An 18570-nucleotide genomic window follows, 5' to 3' on the forward strand; every position below is an offset into this window, starting at 1 on the left:
AATTCCTCCTAAAGTCAAAAATAAAAAGACCTCTGCCTTAAAATAAGGCAAAGGTCTCGCTAAGCACATGTTTGACGGAACGGTACCGTAAACGTAGAGCTATCATAACCGATGGCGTTCAGCCATGTAATGACGATTATGAAATAGGTTTCCCTAAAGCTACTCCCCTTTGACATGATGTCAAAAGTTATTATTCAATTCCTTTAATAATAATATACTACAAAAGTCTTTAAAGTAAACTGATAGCTACTTGATCTCGATAAAAAATTCCTTCTTATTCCTATTTGCTGTATAAAACTGAATCATCGGCCGCATCGTTGAAAGAAAATCCGCACACTCAATTCCGCTGTCTTTGAGAAGTCGCTCAGCATTTGAGGTGTCGAAATTTGCATTCCAAGTCAAGTAGTCAAGCGTCTCCTGCTCGACTCCGAGCAAGGAGCGGATCGATTTTACTGAAAGTCCTGCTCTTGCCATTTTCAAAGGGATCCTCCCAGTCGGCGGCTTGCCAGTCAAACCAAAAACCATAGCCCGGTAAACCTCTTCTACAGGATACGGGCGTGGGTCTGTTAAATGGACGGTGTGGTTCTCAGCGTCCTCTAAATAACACAGATAGATCGATGCATTCACGATATAATCCACTGGAACTACATTGATGGTTGAATATGAACGTCCGACGTACGGAATGATCGGCAACTTTCTTAATCGGTCAATCATTATAAGGAAAAAATAAGGGCCATCAAATTTAATGGTTTCCCCAGTGACTGAGTCTCCTCTTACAATTCCCGGCCTTATTATCGTAATCGGCAATTCCCCTTTTAACTCTTCCACTAATAATTCTGCTTCAAATTTCGTTTCTTCGTAATGGTTTTTGAATGACTTAGGACGGATTAATTCATCTTCCCGTAATACTCCGTCTCTCCGTCCAGCAACATAAGCTGTACTGAAATACATATATCGCTTTAACTTAGGCAATTGACGAACGAATGCATTAACCGTTTCCGTACCTGTCACATTCACTTTTTTTGCAACATCTTGAGGGACAGCTAAATCGTATATCGCTGCCAAATGCCAGACAAACTCCACTTCATCTTTTAATCGCTGAGCGGTTTGCTGATCTAATCCAAGGTCCGGTTGCGTAATATCCCCGACAACTAGTTCAATTCTGAAACTTCCACCGACTTCGATTAACAGCTCTTCCATTCTCCGCTCGGCCTTCTCCCATTCTGTTTGTAGTACTAAAGCAAAAATTTTCTCTTCCCCTCTGTTCAGAAGCTGTTTTACGATTCTGGATGTGAGAAACCCGGGAAAACCTGTTACGAAAACTGCCATCTTCCATCCCCCTTTATTTAACAAAATTATAGCAAACAACGAGGCAGAATATTTAGGGATTTCAACAAAAAACCTCCACGAACATCGTTTTAGTCCGTAGAGGCAAATCATGAGGAATATTAATTTTCTTCTAAATCCAAACGGTTTTTCTTGAATAGTTTCGAAAGGATTTCATACACAATCGGTACGACGACTAATGTTAAGAGTGTTGAAGATAAGAGACCACCAATTACCGTAACAGCTAAGTCACGGGAAATGAGTCCTCCTCCACCTCCTGTGCCAAGAGCCATCGGAATCATTGCCCCAATCGTCGCAATAGCAGTCATTAGAATAGGGCGAAGTCTTGTAGCGCCAGCTTCCAAAATTGCTTCACGCATTGGCATGCCAGCCCGCTCCATTCGGATAATCCGATCCACCAATACGATGGCATTTGTAACAACGATACCGATAAGCATGAGAAGTCCCATCATAACCGATACGGAGATCGTTTGGTCAGTCAACCAAAGTCCAACCCATGAACCGATTACTGTAAATGGCAGTGAGAACAGGATGGCAAACGGTGCAAGACCTTCTCCAAATGTTACGACCAAGATGAAATACACAATGGCGATGGCAGCAAGCATTGCAACTCCAAGCTTAGTAAAGGTTTCTTGCATATCTGCAGCAACACCGTCTACACCTGCAGTTACACCTTTCGGAATATCTAATTCCTTCACTTTTTCATCGGCTTCTGCCGTAGCCTTAGAAATGTCATCTTCTAAAATTTCTGCAGAGACACTTGCATAATATTTCCCTTCGGAACGTGCTAAAGAATTTAACGTTGTTCCTTCTTCCACTTCAACGATATCTCCAATCGTTAACGTTTGACCGGTCATCGTTTGAATTGGTGTGTTTAACACATCATCAATCGATTCAGCTGCAGCTTTTACATTCCTCTGAACAATCACTTCAATTTCTTGTCCATCATGCTCAACAGTGGTTAATACTTCTTTTTTACCTGTATCCGTTAATGCCATCACAATCTGACCGGTTGTCAAACCATATTGAATTACATTCGCTTGATCGACCTTCAACACATGTTCGACATATGGATCCTCAGCATCAGAAGATACCTCTCCAAGAGTATCCACTTCCTCTAACGTCTTCGCGTACATGTGCACTGCTGCCTGAAGATCTTCTAAGTCTTCCGAATACAAAGTATAGCTCACTTCATTTGAACCCATACCCATAGTGAAGTCCTGGTTCTTCCATTCGCCCTCATGATCGAGTGCAGCTAATTCCTCCAGGATTTCATCTTTAGCTTCGAGAAAACGTTTATCCGATACATCGTCGTTAAAGATAACATACATAAGCGCTCCGCTTGAACCCATCATCATCGTCGCCGCATCTGCAGAAGCACTGTCAGTAATTGATAATTGAACAATATCAATCTCTTTCTGATAGTCCTCGAGCAACAATTTCTCTGCATCTTCAATACTTTCTTCCGTTGCATCCGGCAGTTCGCCTGCAGCCGGTGTATACGTAATGTACATCACCTTTTCGACGGAAGAACCCATGAACGAGAAACCAATGAGCGGTGTTAACGCAAGAGCACCTGCTAATAAGACCACTGCAATAAGAGACGTAACGATTTTATGATTTAATGCCTTGTCAAGAACTCCACGGTACCATAATGCTAATTTGCCAACTTCCTTATGATGTCCTTCCTTCTTCTCTCCATAAAGTTTCTTACGGAATAAGGTATGGGATAGCGCTGGAACAATCGTAATCGCCACAAGCAGTGAAGAAATCAGAGCAAATGACATCGTTAACGCAAATGGCATGAATAATTCTCCCACCATACCGCCAACAAAAATTAGCGGGGCAAAAACGGCAATCGTAACCAACGTAGAAGAAAGGATCGGTTTGAACATCTCAATCGTCGCTTCACGAATTAACGCACGACCAGTAAGTTTTTCATTCTCCAAATGCAATCGTCGGTATATATTTTCTACAACAACAATTGAATCGTCGATGACACGGCCGATTGCAACTGTTATTGCACCCAATGTCATAATGTTTAAAGTAATATCCAACCAGTTTAAGAGTAAGAACGCCATAAACACCGAAACTGGAATAGAAATGATTGATATGATTGTAGATTTGAAATCTCTTAAGAACAACAGGATAATCAGAATGGCAATACCGCCGCCGAATAATGCTTTTTCAACCATAGTGAAAACAGATTCCTCAATCGGTTCACCTTGGTCCAAAGTAATATCAACAATCAGTCCATCTATGTCTTTCTCTAAATCGGTCATTAACGCTTTAACAGCATTGACCACTTCAACTGTATTAGCCTCTTGGCCTTTAACAATCTGTATCGCAATTGCATCTTCACCGTTTGTTCGTGAAATGGATTGAACGTTCCCGACAGTTTCAATAGTCGCAATTTCACCTAAAGTGGTTACACCTGTTTTAGTAGGGATGATCAAGTCTTTCAATTCATCGACAGTCGTTAACTTACCATCTATAGAAACCGCTTGCTCTCCATCTTTGAATTCATATAATCCTAAAGAGAGGCTCATGTCCTGAGCGTTGATCATTTGCTTAACATTATCTTCTGTAAGACCGAGCTCTTCCATTTTTTCTTTATTGTACGTAAACTGGACTTCATTGACGTGCTGTCCAGAAACTGTTGCTGAGGCTACACCATCGATCTTTTCGATTTCAGGAAGCACTAATGTCTCAACCGTTTCGGTCAATTCCACAATGTCCTCTTGTGAACTTGAAACTGCCAATGCTACAACCGGCATCATATTCATACTGATGGCCATGATTGTAGGTTCTTCAACTTCTTCAGGCAATCCAACATTGTCAACAACCGATTCCAATTGGCGTTTCTTTTCATCCATATCTACGCCATATTCATATTCGATCTGAAGTTGTGAAATATTCGATGAAGAGGTCGAATAAACAGCTTTTACATCCTCTAACCCTTCAACAGCCTTTTCCAGTGGAATGGATACATCTTCCATTACCTGTTCCGGTGTGGCTCCAGGATATACCCCCATCACAATGAGATATGGAATTGATATATCTGGTATGGACTCCATTTTCATACGAGTCCCGGAATAAATTCCGGAAACCGTAATGATAATAGTCAGTAACCATACGGCCATTTTATTTTTCAGGACGAAATTGACTAATCCCTTCACTATTGCACCCGCCTTAATTTGACTTTATCTATACAAGTTCTTATAATAATGACCAGCCGGTCAAAAGTCAATGTGTAAACTAGGAGAGTCACAGAATGGTTAAAAAACAACTGATCATGGAAAAAGCTTTAGAACTATTCGCAGAGCAAGGCTTTGAAGCCACTTCCATTCAACAGATCACTGATCGATGTGGAATATCTAAAGGTGCCTTTTACTTATCCTTCAAGTCAAAAGATGAGCTGATTTTAGCGCTGATTGACCACTTTACTCATGAGTTTTTGGGAGAGATTGAACAAGCGGTCAGTTCTTCTGTTCCTTCCGATCAATTAGTGTATCGTTACCTCAAAAAGTCCTTAGGGTACTTCCAAAAGTATTCAAATTTCGCTCACACTTTTATGAAAGAATATCAAACGACCATGAGTGAAGGCATCTTTGAAAAAATGCTCTTTTATGAACGGATTTTTAATCGGATCACTTATGAAATTGTGTTGCGACAATTCCCGGATATTAAAGAGAACGAAGCGCTTGAAATGGTCTTTCTCATTCAAACCTTTTCACAGCGCTACAGTCACTTGTTCCTGAAAAAGATGGCTTCTCCTATTGACTTAGATTTGTTATGCCGGTCAATTGTAGAAAAGTTAACCATCCTGGCCGAACATTCGACCATAAAATATTTCTCACCTGATTGGATCGACTGGGAAACAGAGCCAAAAGAAGCTTGGTCGACAGAAGAATTGTTAAAGAGCATGGAAGAAAAAATGGAGTTATTAGACGAGGGAATTCTTAAAGAATCGCTTCAACTTTTATACAATCATTTATTGACACCTACACTATCACCAGCACTAATAAGTGGACTTCTATTAAATCTAAAGAATGATGCAAAGACCAAATGGATTTCAGAACTTTATAGGATGACCCGACCATAAAGAAACCCCCGTGAATGCCATAGTGAGGCACAAACGGGGGGTTTTTATTGGTCATCTTGTTTTTTTCGCCGATCAAACAAACTGTAAACAATCGGAACAATATAGAGTGTCAAGAAGGTTGAACTGACCAACCCGCCAATGACAACGATCCCCATTGGCTGATTAATCTCTGTTCCTTCGCCGAGTCCCAAAGCAATCGGGATGAGCCCTAAAATAGTCGTCAAAGCTGTCATAAGAATTGGTCTGACACGATCTCTTGTGGACACTACGATAGCGTCGTCAGTAGATAACCCTTCAGATTTCCGCTGGTTGATGTAATCGACCAGCACGATTCCGTTGTTTACTACAATACCGATTAGTATGAGAATGCCAATCACAGACGGGATGCTCAGCGGTGTCTGCGTCGAAACTAATCCTAAGGCAACTCCGATGATCATCAAAGGTACGGTGAACATGATGACGAATGGATAGTTGAATGACTCAAATTGGGCAGCCATTACTATATAAACAAGCACAACCGCTAACAAAACTGCCAGAATCATATCATCGATAGATTCTTCAAATAATTCCCGGTCTCCACCATAGGAAATATCAGTTTCTTTTGGAAGATTTAATGCTTCCAGACGTTCATTGACCACATCTGTCATTCCTCCGAGAGTTTCACTTGATGTATATCGGATCGTAAATGATACGGATGGAGATTGGTCAATTCGTCTAATGGAAATCGGTCCTTCAGCTACGCTTACATCTGCAACTTGTTGCAGTTCGATGAATTGTCCGGCTGGTGTCCGTATTTTCATCTTACTTAACTGTTCTACACTTCCAAAGAGCTCCGGTTCATATTGGACAAAAACACTATACACTTCATCTTCTTCAGTAATGATTTGAGTAGCCGGCACACCGCGAGTCGCATTGTTGACTAATTGCGCAAGTTGAACAGGGGCAATCCCGAATTCATTAGCTGCGGCCCGATCAACCGTTATGTTCACTTCTTCAACTTTTTCATCCACATTATTAGTTACTTCCAACACATTCGGCAGTTTTTCCATCTCTGCTGAGATCATGTCAATCGTCTTATTCAGGCGTTGGGCATCAGAATCAGTTACAGTAAATGTGAGAGAGTTCGGCTGTGACCCAGCTGCGGACTGAAGATTGAAACGAACTTCTGCACGTTCTCCCACCATTTCCACAATTTCGGGTTGCACATCGTCCACGAACTCAAAAACACTTCGATTACGTTCATCCAACGGAACAAGCTTAATATAGATTTCTGCCATATGTGCTCTCATGGTTCCTTGTGCCTGATCCTGTTGGGTACCACCGACTAAACTAACAAAGACATCAATATCTTCTTCTAACTCGAGTCGGTCCTCAATGGAGTTCACGACTTCTTTTGTCGCTTCCAACGATGAGCCGTTCTCCAACCGGACATTTGCACTGACAAACCCCTCATCTGTTGGAGGTAAAAACTCCGTCCCGACTTGAATAATTCCGAATACACTTGCAATAAGCAAAATTACCGTGAAAACGAGCATTAACACGCGATGGCCCAATGACCATTTAATCGACCGCTCAAAATTGTTGTAAGCCTTTGAGCGTCGTCTTCTCGCCTCCAAATTGCCTTTTGGCTTTCTAAGCAGACGGCTCGCCATCATTGGAATAACAGTCAAGGCGACCGCTAAAGAAGCAAGTAAACTGAATGATATAGTTAAAGCAAACTCTAAGAAGATCTGGCCAATCAATCCAGAAATAAATATGACCGGAACAAATACAGCAATGGTCGTTAAAGTAGAGGCGGTAATGGCGGTTCCAACCTCTTTAGTTCCTTCACTTGCTGCTTGTTTTGGAGATTTCCCCAAAGTTAAATGACGTTCAATATTTTCAATGACCACAATTGCATTATCAACTAACATCCCGATTCCAAGAGCCAATGCACCCAAAGTCATGATGTTCAAAGCAAAATCCGCAAAATACATTAACACGAAGGTTACGATGACAGAATATGGGATGGCAACACCAATGATTAAAGGGCTCCTCACTCCCCTTAAGAAAACAAAGAGGACGAGCATGGCAAAGATTCCGCCTAATATGAGGGAGCTTCCTATGTTATTGATCGCTAACTGAACATAATCGCCTTGATCGAATAAGATATCTGCATGAATCGATTTATATTCGTCCTTCTTCAATAACTCGTCCAGTGAAGATTTGAATTCCTTCGAGACCGAAGCTGTATTTGTACCTGATTCTTGTAGAACGGAAAGCAGGACAGCAGGTTCTCGATTGGCCCTCGTTTCTGTATTGGATTGCGGTTCAGCCAGCTTCACCTCTGCAATGTCCTTGATCATAACTTTCTCGCCATTCAGCGGATTTACAGTTACAGTTAAATCGGCAATCTCCTCGACAGACGTCAAAGTACTTAAAATCCGCGTCGTTAAACGCTGACCCTCATCTGTTTGGACCGGTTCTCCAGGCATTGAAATGTTATTGGATTGAATCACTTGAACGATATCTGATTGGGTTAATCCCCGTTCTTCCAACTTGTCCGCTTTAAGTACAATCTGGATTTCTTCAACTAAAGAGCCAGATATATTGACACTTGCAACGCCTTCAATCCGCCTTAGCTCTTTTTCTAATTCTTCGGCAATGAGTCGGACATCTTCTCCTTTTGCTCCTGAAGTGAGTGACATTTGAATAATCGGGAACTGGGAAGGGTCGAACTTCATAAAGAGTGGCTTATTTGCATCATCGGGAATCATTGTCGAGTCGATCCGCTGCATGACATCAGTTTGAACATCATCGATATGCGACGACCAATCGAACTCCAGGAAAATCAGATTGGCGCCTTCCTGGGAGCTTGATTGCATTCGCTTTAGACCTGGCAAGGTAGACAAACTAGCCTCAAGAGGCTTCGTCACTTTTTCACTTACCTCTTCCGGACTTGCCCCAGGGTAGCTCGTCACGACAACCGCTACAGGTGGATTTAACTCAGGAATTAAGGTGACCGGTATTTTAATGAACGAAACCGCTCCTAAAATTAAAACCAAAAACATCGTGACAATCGTAAAAACTGGTCGTTTAATGGAAAAATCGCTAATCCTCATTTAAGCGTTCCTTTCTCTATCTGCTATATCCATCATAAGGAAACAATTTCCTCACATCAAATAAAATAAAGAATGAAGCAAAGAAAAATTCTCCATCCACTCAGCTTCTCTAAATTATTGGACTTTTATTCCTGAAAAAAAGACAGCCGTAAGGCCGTCTTAGACTGTAGACATAGTCAATTAAAAGTAAATAAAGATGTATATGAAATCCGCGGAGTCCGCCACTTCGCTTTCCGTGGGCTTGGCTTCGGGCCAACAGGAGGTTGGTCACAAAGGCGTTGCCAAATAGCTACCGGAATCTGCTCCCCAGCAATTTTGCGACAAGCGAAGTGGTGGAGCAGCCAGGACGCGGCGCAATTAGCCTTTGTACTTTAACTTAGCCTTTGTTCATTCACTTCGTTCCTGTGGGGTCATCAGCTAAAGCTATTCCCACTGGACATTGAATTAGCTTCCTTGAATTGACACCGCACGAAGGAAATGCGAAGCATTTTCGAGGAGTCTGCGTGTCCGGTAATGCTTTCAGTATTCTTAATACTTTTTACTGAGGTACGCCAGACAGCGGAAGGCGTCAACGCATCCATAACCGACATCCTGTCGGTCCGAGGCTCAGCGCGAGCCCGCGGAACGCGTCCGCCTGAAGCGTGTGCTGCTGGTATCATTGATACATAGTTTTTTATTATATTCTTTATTCGATAAGCTAAAAGACAGCCTTGATGGCTGTCTTAGAGTAAGCTGTATAATTTAATGTTTTCGTTTTTGTCTTGGAACCAACGCATTGCAAAGTCGTTTTCAAACAAGAAGACGTAGTTATCGAAACGATCCTTAACCAGCATGCTTCTCTGGCTGGACATCGATTCTTTTACATCCCCTTCATTTTCAATCCAGCGTGCAATTTTAGAACCGATCGGCTCCATCCGAACTTCCACGTTGTATTCGTTTCTCATCCGATGCTCGAACACTTCAAACTGCAATTGGCCGACCGCACCTAAAATGACCTCTTCTGTATGAAGAGTTTTGTAGTACTGGATTGCCCCTTCTTGTACAAGCTGGAGAATCCCTTTATGGAAGTGTTTAGACTTCATCACGTTTTTCGCAGTGACTTTCATAAACAATTCCGGCGTAAATTGAGGAAGTTTCTCATATTGAAGCGGCTTTTTCCCTTCAACGATCGTATCGCCAATTTGATAGTTACCTGTATCATACAAACCGATAATATCCCCAGCAACCGCTTCATCAACCGTTTCACGGTCGTCTGCAAGAAACTGTGTGGATTGCGTTAACTTAAATGACTTGCCTGTTCTGGATAATGTAACGTTCATTCCCCGATCGAACTTACCTGAGACAATTCGCACAAAAGCAATTCGGTCTCGGTGAGCCGGGTTCATATTCGCTTGGATTTTGAAAACGAAACCGGAAAATTCTTCGGACACCGGATTTACCGATTCTCCATCATCTGTATTTCTTGGTTGTGGAGGTGGAGCAAATTGTAAATACGTTTCTAAGAAAGTCTGAACACCGAAGTTTGTCAATGCAGAGCCAAAGAAAACCGGAGTCAGTTCACCAGCGTTAATTCGTTCAATGTCGAACTCATTGCCCGCTTCTTCCAATAGCATGATATCATCCATTGCTTGTGTGTAATATGAACTGACCTTCATTGGATGTTCGACAGCAAGTTCTCCATCTTCGTTCAAAGGCAGGAATCGATCTTCTTCCGAGCGGAATTGTTCGATCCGCTTATTGTAACGGTCATAGATTCCCAAGAACTCTTTCCCCATACCGATTGGCCAGTTCATGGCATAGGACTGGATTCCCAATACTTCTTCCAGTTCTTCCATCAATTCAAGAGGCTCCTTCCCTTGGCGGTCCATCTTATTGATGAACGTGAAAATCGGAATCCCTCTCATTCGACAAACCTTAAAGAGTTTAATGGTTTGCGGCTCAATCCCTTTTGCCGCGTCAATCATCATGACTGCACTATCCACCGCCATCAGTGTACGATACGTATCTTCACTGAAATCTTGGTGACCCGGGGTATCTAAAATATTTACACGGAAGCCGTTATAGTCAAATTGCATAACAGAGGACGTAACAGAAATTCCCCGTTGCTTTTCGATTTCCATCCAGTCAGATGTAGCGAACTTTCCGGTCTTTTTCGCTTTTACTGTACCTGCATCACGAATAGCACCCCCAAAAAATAGAAGCTTTTCGGTGATGGTAGTCTTCCCGGCATCCGGGTGAGAAATAATCGCAAAGGTACGGCGTGATTGTATTTCGTCTTTCATAGTCATCGTACATTTCTCCTTTTTTACACCTTATTATGATAAGGGAGGAACAGGCTAAAATACAAGGATTTCTTATTTTACACGGGGAGGATTGTAAAGGATCAGAGTTTTTGGGGATTAAGTTCTCGCTTGTGAGGATTAAATGCCGAATTTCAAGGATCAACCACTCCACTTATAAAGTTATCCCGCCCGTTCCAAACCAACAAAAAACGAGATGGTGCTCCCCTAAACAAAGGCCCTCCATCTCGTTTATCCATTATTTTAACTGGGTTGAATCCGAGAACTTCTTTTTCGCCTCACGTAGAGCAATTTCCGTATCACTGTGTGGAAATTTCGTGTTGCCGATAATTTGGTAATCCTCATGCCCTTTTCCAGCAAAGATGATCATATCTCCCGGTTCCGCCACTTCAATCGCATGTTTAACGGCTTCCGCACGGTCACCTATTAAAGCAAAATGATCATGTTGCATTCCTTTAGCGAGATCATTGATGATACTGTCATATTCCTCATACCGTGGGTCGTCCGTCGTCAAAATTACATAGTCGGCAGCAGAAGCTTTCTCTGCCATCGTTGGTCTTTTCGATTTATCGCGGTTTCCACCCGTACCGATGAGGAATATCAACTTATTCTTTTCATACGGTTCAACCGAACTGATCGCCTTTTCGATCGCATCGGGCGTATGGGCGTAGTCAACGAAAATGGAAATCGGGGCTTCCGTCTCCACCTTTTGCATACGGCCTTTAATAGGCGGGATTTCTCGAAGCTGTTCAACAATCATCTCCATTGGTAGCCCTTTTGCATATAATGCAGCTGCTGCAGCCAATGCATTTGAAACATTGAACTCACCGATCAGCCGCATTTTCACGTGGTAAGAACCAGAAGGCGTCTCCATGTCAAAAGCCGTGCCTAACTCATCGACCTTAATATTCGTCCCTTTAAATAACGCGTCATTCCGGATTCCATAAGTTAAGACAGGGAATGATGTCATTTCCATCATTCGCGCAGACCAAGGATCATCCGCATTCAGTACAGCGAATTTTTGTTTTTCAAAATCCTGCCCTAACTGGGCAAATAAAAGACCTTTCGCCTGACCATACCGTTCCATCGTACCATGGAAGTCGAGATGGTCATGAGTGAGATTCGTAAAGACGGCAATATCAAAATCCACTCCAGCTAATCGTCCCTCTACAAGTCCATGGGAAGAAACCTCCATGATCATGGACTGGCAGTCTTCTGCTACAGCCTGGTGTATCATTTGCTGAGTTGAAAGCACATCACTAGTTGTATTGGCTGATTCGTATAGGATTCCATTCAGATTAAAGCCTATTGTTCCCGAAAGAGCAGAACGCTCACCCGTGTTTTGTAATATTTGATGGATAATGCCGCTTACGCTCGTTTTTCCATTCGTTCCGGTTACCCCGATCATCGTCATTTTCTTCGACGGATATCGATAGTATGCGGAAGCTAACCAACCAATTGCGCGATGTGTATTTTGGACGAGTACAAGTGCCGCTTTTGAAAAATCGATCTCCACTTCTCTCTCGGCTACAATGATCCTCGCTCCGTTGGCTATCGCCTGGTCAACAAAATCATGGCCGTCTACAGTGAATCCTTTTATGCACACAAACATGCCCCCAGGGAGGACACTGCGTGAGTCGACAGCTAAATCTTCCACTTCTTCCGGAAGCGTTCCTAAAACCTGTTTAACTAAAAGGCAGTTTAGAAGTTCCTTTGTCAGCATTCATCATCCCTCCTGCTTTTCACTCATGGGTGATGTGACATAGGCATACAGCAATGCATATGTGGCTTTCAACGAATCTACATGTGTCCGTTCAAACGCATGGGAAGCTTCGATTCCCGGCCCGAATAAAGCATGCTTCACATCAAAGCCAGCACGAATCGCCGCAGAAGCATCAGAGCCATAATAAGGATAGATATCCAACTTGTAATCGATCGCATTTTGCTCTGCCAATCCGACAAGCGACCGTGTCAATTCATAATGGTAAGGTCCGCTTGAATCCTTAGCACATATGGACACTGTGTATTCGTCAGATTCCTGTCCGTCACCGATTGCCCCCATATCGACAGCAATATACTCTACAGTTTCTGCAGGAATATTTGAATTTCCGCCATAACCGATTTCTTCATTGTTTGAAATATAAAAATGAGTAGTATGCGGGAGAGCCGTCTCTTCTTCTTTAATAGCCTTCATCAATTGTAAAAGAAGTGTAGTACTCGCTTTGTCGTCTAAATGACGGGATTTTATGAATCCTGAATCTGTGTATTCGAATCTCGGGTCAAACGACACAAAATCACCGACACTAATTCCAAGTGCTTTTACGTCATCGGCATTAAAAACTTTTTCATCAATACGGACTTCGATGTTTTCTGCACTTCGTTCCGCTTTTGCAGAGTCTTTATATACATGGACAGTTGTTTGGTGCATCAAGATCGTCCCGCGGACAGTCCCTTTAGCTGTATGTATATAACAAGACTCACCTTCTACCGCATTCCAATTGAAGCCGCCGACCATCGTCAGTTTCAAACGTCCGCTGCTTTTAATCTCCTTCACCATCGCCCCAAGTGTATCTGTGTGGGCTGTCAGTAAGCGATGACGACTTTGATCTTTCCCTTCAATTGTCGCAATCAGTGCGCCTTTGTTCGTCTTTTTGAATGAAATGCCATTTTTTATGAAGAAATTAGACATATATTCCATAATTTCATTTGTATAACCGGAAGGGCTTGGAATGTTCACGAGTTTCTCTAACAACGCAACTGTTTCCTGCTCCTTGAATTGAATTGTCATAAGTCAAAACCTCCACTTTTTACGATGATAACAAAAAACAACATTTTCCGACAAAGAATTTTCGTGTATGATGGGTACATACGTAAAAACTTCCCAATATTTGCCGACTGAGGTTCAAACATGAATTACTACTCTTTACTTTACAACAAGAATATAGCAACCATAAGCCTTTTTATCCTTGGCTCACTGCTTCACCTCATAGCGATGCCTATCTTTCCGCAAGAGTTTACAGTCACAACTCCTTATTACTGTTTACTATTTGGAGCGATCATGTATTTCGTATGCATAAAAAGGAAAAATTGCTGCCCGTTTATGTGGATTATGATCATCGGCAGTAATCTTGCCGTTTTCCACTTGAATGTAACGGCACCCCTTTTTGTCCATACCCTATTTTTCATTGTGCCTTTTATTCTAAGCGGGATCTATAATATCCCCCGTCTTAATATTACTCTTTTATGTTTAACATTGGTAGAGAGCACCTACTTGTATTTAAGTTACAAAGAAACTTATTTCTCGACCATCCAGATTTATGATCTTTATGCGGTATTCATCTTATTTGCTTATATAGTTAGCATTTCATTCGTGAAAGCCCTCATCACAAGAGCTACTTGGAACGGCATCACAAAGGAACGGGATACAATGGAGAATCGATACACTTCCAAGCAGAACTTCCTTCGTCTTTTTATTGAGCATACGAATGATGCCATCGCTATATTCGATTTGGATGATTCCATCATGGAAGTAAATCCGGCCTTTGAAAAAATGTACGGTTGGTCTCGGGAGGAATGTATCGGAAACAAACTCCCGTTATATCCGGAGTACCGAAGAGAAGATGTACGGCGCCGTTCCAGAATGGTCCGTAAAGGTGAGAGTTTCCAAATGCTTGAAGTGAAAGATGTTAAAAGGGACGGCACAGTAATGGATGTGCAATTGACACTTAATCCGATTTTCAATGAAAAGGGAGACGTCATCGCCACGTCATTGATTGCTCGAGATATCTCTTTTAAAGTAGAAAAAGAAAGACTGACTCTTGAAGCAGAAAAGTTGAAGGTTGCTGGAGAGATGGCTGCTGGGGTTGCTCATGAAATCCGTAATCCGATGACAGTCATTTCCAGTTTCGTACAAATGATGAATGCCGAGCGACATAATCCGTATCGGGAGTATACCGCAGTAGTTGAAACTGAATTGAAGCGGATCGATGAGATTCTCAGTGAGTACTTAGTTCTTGCCAAACCAAGTGCAACCATCAAATCTGACCTGAACCTTCATAAATTAATCAGTGATGTCATGATTTTATTCGGGCCGGAAATGAACAACCGGAAAATTACGGCGACTGTCGATTCAGTGGCTGCCTGTGCAGAAGTAGTTGCCGAAGAGAAGATGATGAAGCAGTTGTTCATCAATCTGTTGAAAAATTCGATTGAAGCTGTTGAAAATGCAGGGATCATTCAAGTAAAAATAGAAAATCAGAATGATCACTTCATTGATATCACCATTACGGATAACGGGGTTGGAATGAGTGAGGAAGTTCTAAATAAGGTCTTTGAACCTTTTTATACGACTAAAGAAGCTGGAACAGGTCTTGGTATGATGATTTCACAAAAAATCATAAATGATCACGGTGGTAAAATTCATATTGAGAGTGAAATGGACGTAGGCACTTCCATTAAGGTTACACTACCGGTTGTTCCTACAAATTCACCCGTATACGCATAAAAAAGATCAAGATTTGCCTCTTTGGCTAATCTTGATCTCTTTCTTTTCGTTAGTTAAACATTGACCGAACTAACTTGATTTTATTTTTATATGGCGGGTACGCAATCTTTAATGGGATCGTAGTATTCTTTTTCATAATCGATTTCGCGTGAGTGAACGATTCAAAGCTGTATTTGCCATGGTAGGCATTTAATCCGGAATTCCCGACTCCACCAAAAGGCAAGTTTACATTGCCGACATGAGAAATGGTGTCATTGATGCAGCCTCCTCCGAATGGTAATTCGTTCAGAAAGAAGTTCTCAGCCTTTTGGTTCTCGGTGAACATATATGCAGCCAGCGGTTTTGGACGCTGACGGATTTGGTGAACAATCTCGCCTAAATTGTCGTATGTCATAATCGGTAAAATCGGTCCAAAGATTTCATCTTCCATTGACGGGTTGTCCCATCCGATGCCATCTAAAATAGTCGGCTCGATAAACAAATCATTCCGATCGGTCCTGCCGCCAAAGACGATGTTATTCTGCTCTTTACGTAGAATTCCCTCAAGGCGATCGAAATGGCGTTCATTAATGATGCGAACAAAATCCGGACTTGCTTGTGTATCGTGGCCATAGAAGTCTTCGATTGTCCGGGTTAATTTTTTCAGGAATTTGTCCCTTACAGAATGATGCACAAGGACGTAATCAGGTGCAACACATGTCTGCCCAGCATTTGTGAACTTGCCCCAGGCAATCCGTTCAGCCGCCCGTTGAATATTCGCCGTCTGATCGACGATAGCTGGACTTTTTCCTCCAAGTTCCAGCGTCAGTGGCGTCAAACGCTCGGATGCAGCCCTCATGATCACCTTGCCGACGCTGACACTTCCCGTAAAGAAAATATAGTCAAACGGTGCATGGATCAGGACTGTCGTTTCTTCTTTTTCTCCCTCTACAACTCGTACATATTCTGGTTCAAATGTTGATGAAAGCATTTTTCTAATGACTGCACTCGTATGGACAGCCATTTCAGACGGTTTTACTATCGCACAATTGCCCCCTGCGATTGCACCGATTAGCGGCTCCATAACAAGTTGGAATGGATAGTTGAAAGGAGCAATAATTAGAACCGAACCATACGGCTCACGCACGATGAAACTCTTCGCCGGTTGTAAGTGAATCGGCGTTTTAACCTGTTCTATTTTCATCCAGTCATCTAAATTCCGAACCATAGTATCGATACTATCTAAAACGAAACCAACTTCCGTTACGTATGCTTCGAACTCACTTTTGCGCAAGTCCTTCCACAACGCCTGAAGAATTTCAGCTTCATATATTTTAATGGTTTCTTTCAAACGAAGAAGCCGTTCCTTCCGAAAATCGGAGCTTTTCGTTACACCTGTGTAATAAAACCTCTTTTGCTTGTCCAACATAACGGCAACATCTTTTTCCGTAAAATTCATGGATTCACTCCCCTTCTACGGTATATTTTAGTGTCATATTCAACTGTTTGCAAAACATTGACTATAAAATAGACTGCCCGGAACTTTCCGGGCAGTGTATAGTAAACACTTTAAATGGCATGATCTATTTAGCCATTACAAAGTGGAATTTTGCGTTGAAATTAGAAAATCTTCTTTTGATTACGATCTTCTTTAATCATTTCAACTGCTTCCCGGAACCTCATCGAATGGATATTTTCACGTTCGCGCAAGAAGCGTAAAGAATCATTAATATCTGGATCATCGGAAATATCAATCAGCCATTGATATGTCGCTCTCGCTTTTTCCTCCGCTGCGATATCCTCATATAAGTCTGCAATCGGGTCTCCCTTTGCCTGAATATAGGTTGCTGTCCAAGGTGCGCCTGCCGCATTATGATAGAACAACGCATGGCCGTGGTTAACGAAGTGCTCCCCAAGCCCTGCCGCGACCAGTTGATCAGGGGTCGCATCTTTTGTCAGCTTGTAAACCATCGTTGCGATCATTTCCAAATGAGCAAACTCTTCTGTCCCGATATCCGTTAGTAAGCCGACAACCTTATCAGGAATGGTGTACCTTTGATTCAAATAACGAAGGGCCGCTGCAAGCTCCCCATCGGCACCACCATATTGCTCGATTAAATATTTCGCCAATCGCGGGTTACATTGGCTAACTTTCACTGGATATTGCAATTTTTTATCATATGTCCACATAGGATCGTCTCCTCCCTTAAATCTGCCATGGCCAAGGTGGCTGACTCCAGCGCCATCCAGCTTCCAGTAATTCTTTCGAAGGGACGGAATGCATATTCAGTGGACCGAATTGCTGTTCATATTCATGGCGCACATGCTTTGCCCATTTCGTCGCTTCTCTCCACTTAGTCAATGCTTCTAAGTCATTCGGATGGGTATCTAAATACAGCTGCCATTCCACAACCTCGAAATCGGCAATCTGCACTGCATTAAGCATCTCAAACTGTTGTTGGGAAATTCCGGTCGTCATGAGATGCCTTCCTCCTTGGAAAAGCCATCTACGAACATTGGCCAGAGAGTTCCATGCATGAGAGCAGCTTCAGGTGAGAACTGCTTAGCTCCCGCCGGCTGGAACGTATAGAATAGTGGCGGAGGCAGGACATATTTTTTAACGACCATTGGTGGACACGGATTCAATCCGGAATTATATGGATAATAATAACCCCGAAATACGGACTGTCGTATTGTCATCACTCCTCTGTGCTTATATTATGTAGGCAGTTCACTCATGACACGGCTTCATGAGTTCTTTTGAAATATTTAAAATAGAAGAATTTTATTTTTTTATTTTTTCTATACATGATTTTCAAATGGAACGGACATACTTAAAAGTACTCGGTGAGACAAAAAGAATCCGTGAATTTTGAAACAAAAACTTAATATTGCATAAATCATCGGGAAAAACCCTGTTCCGGCAACTGTTTCCGCCCACTTTCCGAAATTGATCATTTCAAGTAAAGAAGGGATTACCAGTTATTTCCGAATTAAATATAGAAATGTTGGGTATAGAAGAGTACACTCAATTTAGAACAGGAGGAAATGAACCATGATGAAAACAGACAATAGTTGGTGGGAAACAATCTTTACAGGAAGCCTGTCATTAGGGATCAATAAGGAACGTTTAACTGAACTTGAACAGGAAAACTTCCTCTATTTCGAAGAGGATGAGGAACTTACGGAGGTTCCACAGACACAGTGATGCGGATGACAGTTGCCGGCCGCTTA

Annotated in this window: 14 protein-coding genes and 1 riboswitch; of the genes, 4 read left to right on the top strand and 10 right to left on the bottom strand. The window is 42.2% G+C overall.

From position 1 onward, the window contains the following. Positions 1-180: riboswitch (yybP-ykoY riboswitch) on the bottom strand. Between the two features lie 66 nt (positions 181-246). Then, positions 247-1329, bottom strand: coding sequence for an SDR family oxidoreductase (locus ACFOZY_RS03035; protein WP_378152110.1), 1083 nt, complete (start codon positions 1327-1329; stop codon positions 247-249). A gap of 119 nt (positions 1330-1448) precedes the next feature. Beyond that, entirely contained in the window at positions 1449-4526 is a 3078-nt protein-coding gene (locus tag ACFOZY_RS03040; protein ID WP_378152112.1) for an efflux RND transporter permease subunit, read from the bottom strand. Between the two features lie 95 nt (positions 4527-4621). On the opposite strand from ACFOZY_RS03040, the gene ACFOZY_RS03045 reads away from it, so the two are divergent. After that, complete coding sequence (locus ACFOZY_RS03045; RefSeq protein WP_378152114.1) at positions 4622-5452, top strand: TetR/AcrR family transcriptional regulator; 831 nt, start codon at positions 4622-4624, stop codon at positions 5450-5452. Positions 5453-5496: 44 nt separating this feature from the next. Here ACFOZY_RS03045 and ACFOZY_RS03050 read toward each other — a convergent pair whose 3' ends face one another. After that, on the bottom strand, positions 5497-8553 hold the full coding sequence (locus tag ACFOZY_RS03050) for an efflux RND transporter permease subunit (RefSeq protein ID WP_378152117.1): 3057 nt from the start codon (positions 8551-8553) through the stop codon (positions 5497-5499). 513 nt (positions 8554-9066) lie between these two features. Between ACFOZY_RS03050 and ACFOZY_RS03055 the strand changes: the two genes are divergently transcribed. Further along, positions 9067-9222, top strand: a complete 156-nt coding sequence (locus ACFOZY_RS03055; RefSeq protein WP_378152119.1) for a hypothetical protein — start codon at positions 9067-9069, stop codon at positions 9220-9222. Between the two features lie 53 nt (positions 9223-9275). On the opposite strand, the gene ACFOZY_RS03060 is transcribed toward ACFOZY_RS03055, so the two are convergent. The 3 genes from ACFOZY_RS03060 to ACFOZY_RS03070 all read right to left on the bottom strand — a co-directional run bounded on the left by ACFOZY_RS03060 (position 9276) and on the right by ACFOZY_RS03070 (position 13641). Next, positions 9276-10841 (bottom strand): peptide chain release factor 3, encoded by a 1566-nt coding sequence (locus tag ACFOZY_RS03060; RefSeq protein ID WP_378152122.1) that lies wholly within the window; start codon positions 10839-10841, stop codon positions 9276-9278. 250 nt (positions 10842-11091) lie between these two features. Continuing rightward, a complete protein-coding gene (locus tag ACFOZY_RS03065; RefSeq protein WP_378152124.1) occupies positions 11092-12576 on the bottom strand; it encodes a UDP-N-acetylmuramoyl-L-alanyl-D-glutamate--2,6-diaminopimelate ligase in 1485 nt (494 codons plus the stop codon). Between the two features lie 3 nt (positions 12577-12579). After that, positions 12580-13641: a M42 family metallopeptidase gene (locus ACFOZY_RS03070; protein WP_378152126.1), complete on the bottom strand. Its 1062-nt coding sequence runs from the start codon at positions 13639-13641 to the stop codon at positions 12580-12582. A gap of 312 nt (positions 13642-13953) precedes the next feature. On the opposite strand from ACFOZY_RS03070, the gene ACFOZY_RS03075 reads away from it, so the two are divergent. Further along, positions 13954-15357 (top strand): ATP-binding protein, encoded by a 1404-nt coding sequence (locus tag ACFOZY_RS03075; protein WP_378152128.1) that lies wholly within the window; start codon positions 13954-13956, stop codon positions 15355-15357. Between the two features lie 49 nt (positions 15358-15406). Here the strand turns inward: ACFOZY_RS03075 and ACFOZY_RS03080 are convergent, their stop codons facing one another. The 4 genes from ACFOZY_RS03080 to ACFOZY_RS03095 all read right to left on the bottom strand — a co-directional run bounded on the left by ACFOZY_RS03080 (position 15407) and on the right by ACFOZY_RS03095 (position 18036). Beyond that, positions 15407-16795, bottom strand: a complete 1389-nt coding sequence (locus tag ACFOZY_RS03080; protein WP_378152130.1) for an aldehyde dehydrogenase — start codon at positions 16793-16795, stop codon at positions 15407-15409. A 161-nt stretch (positions 16796-16956) separates the two neighbouring features. Then, positions 16957-17526: a manganese catalase family protein gene (locus ACFOZY_RS03085; RefSeq protein ID WP_378152132.1), complete on the bottom strand. Its 570-nt coding sequence runs from the start codon at positions 17524-17526 to the stop codon at positions 16957-16959. 16 nt (positions 17527-17542) lie between these two features. Continuing rightward, entirely contained in the window at positions 17543-17815 is a 273-nt protein-coding gene (locus tag ACFOZY_RS03090) for a spore coat protein CotJB (protein ID WP_378152134.1), read from the bottom strand. Further along, the gene (locus tag ACFOZY_RS03095; RefSeq protein ID WP_378152136.1) at positions 17812-18036 is read right to left on the bottom strand and encodes a hypothetical protein; all 225 of its coding nucleotides are present in this window, start codon (positions 18034-18036) and stop codon (positions 17812-17814) included. Before ACFOZY_RS03095 ends, ACFOZY_RS03090 begins: the two co-directional genes overlap by 4 nt. A gap of 355 nt (positions 18037-18391) precedes the next feature. Here ACFOZY_RS03095 and ACFOZY_RS03100 point away from each other — a divergent pair, with 355 nt between their 5' ends. Next, entirely contained in the window at positions 18392-18544 is a 153-nt protein-coding gene (locus ACFOZY_RS03100; RefSeq protein WP_378152138.1) for a hypothetical protein, read from the top strand. Positions 18545-18570: the final 26 nt, after the last annotated feature.

The organism is Chungangia koreensis, from assembly GCF_042651785.1.
GTDB classification, from domain to species: Bacteria; Bacillota; Bacilli; order Bacillales_A; family Planococcaceae; genus Chungangia; species Chungangia koreensis.

What these genes read in the sequence shown, in the direction of transcription:
- ACFOZY_RS03035 (WP_378152110.1), bottom strand. Translation starts at nt 1,329, where the DNA reads ATGGCAGTTTTCGTAACAGGTTTTCCCGGGTTTCTCACATCCAGAATC.
- ACFOZY_RS03045 (WP_378152114.1), top strand. Translation starts at nt 4,622, where the DNA reads ATGGTTAAAAAACAACTGATCATGGAAAAAGCTTTAGAACTATTCGCA.
- ACFOZY_RS03050 (WP_378152117.1), bottom strand. Translation starts at nt 8,553, where the DNA reads ATGAGGATTAGCGATTTTTCCATTAAACGACCAGTTTTTACGATTGTC.
- ACFOZY_RS03055 (WP_378152119.1), top strand. Translation starts at nt 9,067, where the DNA reads ATGCTTTCAGTATTCTTAATACTTTTTACTGAGGTACGCCAGACAGCG.
- ACFOZY_RS03060 (WP_378152122.1), bottom strand. Translation starts at nt 10,841, where the DNA reads ATGACTATGAAAGACGAAATACAATCACGCCGTACCTTTGCGATTATT.
- ACFOZY_RS03065 (WP_378152124.1), bottom strand. Translation starts at nt 12,576, where the DNA reads ATGCTGACAAAGGAACTTCTAAACTGCCTTTTAGTTAAACAGGTTTTA.
- ACFOZY_RS03070 (WP_378152126.1), bottom strand. Translation starts at nt 13,641, where the DNA reads ATGACAATTCAATTCAAGGAGCAGGAAACAGTTGCGTTGTTAGAGAAA.
- ACFOZY_RS03075 (WP_378152128.1), top strand. Translation starts at nt 13,954, where the DNA reads ATGTGGATTATGATCATCGGCAGTAATCTTGCCGTTTTCCACTTGAAT.
- ACFOZY_RS03080 (WP_378152130.1), bottom strand. Translation starts at nt 16,795, where the DNA reads ATGAATTTTACGGAAAAAGATGTTGCCGTTATGTTGGACAAGCAAAAG.
- ACFOZY_RS03085 (WP_378152132.1), bottom strand. Translation starts at nt 17,526, where the DNA reads ATGTGGACATATGATAAAAAATTGCAATATCCAGTGAAAGTTAGCCAA.
- ACFOZY_RS03090 (WP_378152134.1), bottom strand. Translation starts at nt 17,815, where the DNA reads ATGACGACCGGAATTTCCCAACAACAGTTTGAGATGCTTAATGCAGTG.
- ACFOZY_RS03095 (WP_378152136.1), bottom strand. Translation starts at nt 18,036, where the DNA reads ATGACAATACGACAGTCCGTATTTCGGGGTTATTATTATCCATATAAT.
- ACFOZY_RS03100 (WP_378152138.1), top strand. Translation starts at nt 18,392, where the DNA reads ATGATGAAAACAGACAATAGTTGGTGGGAAACAATCTTTACAGGAAGC.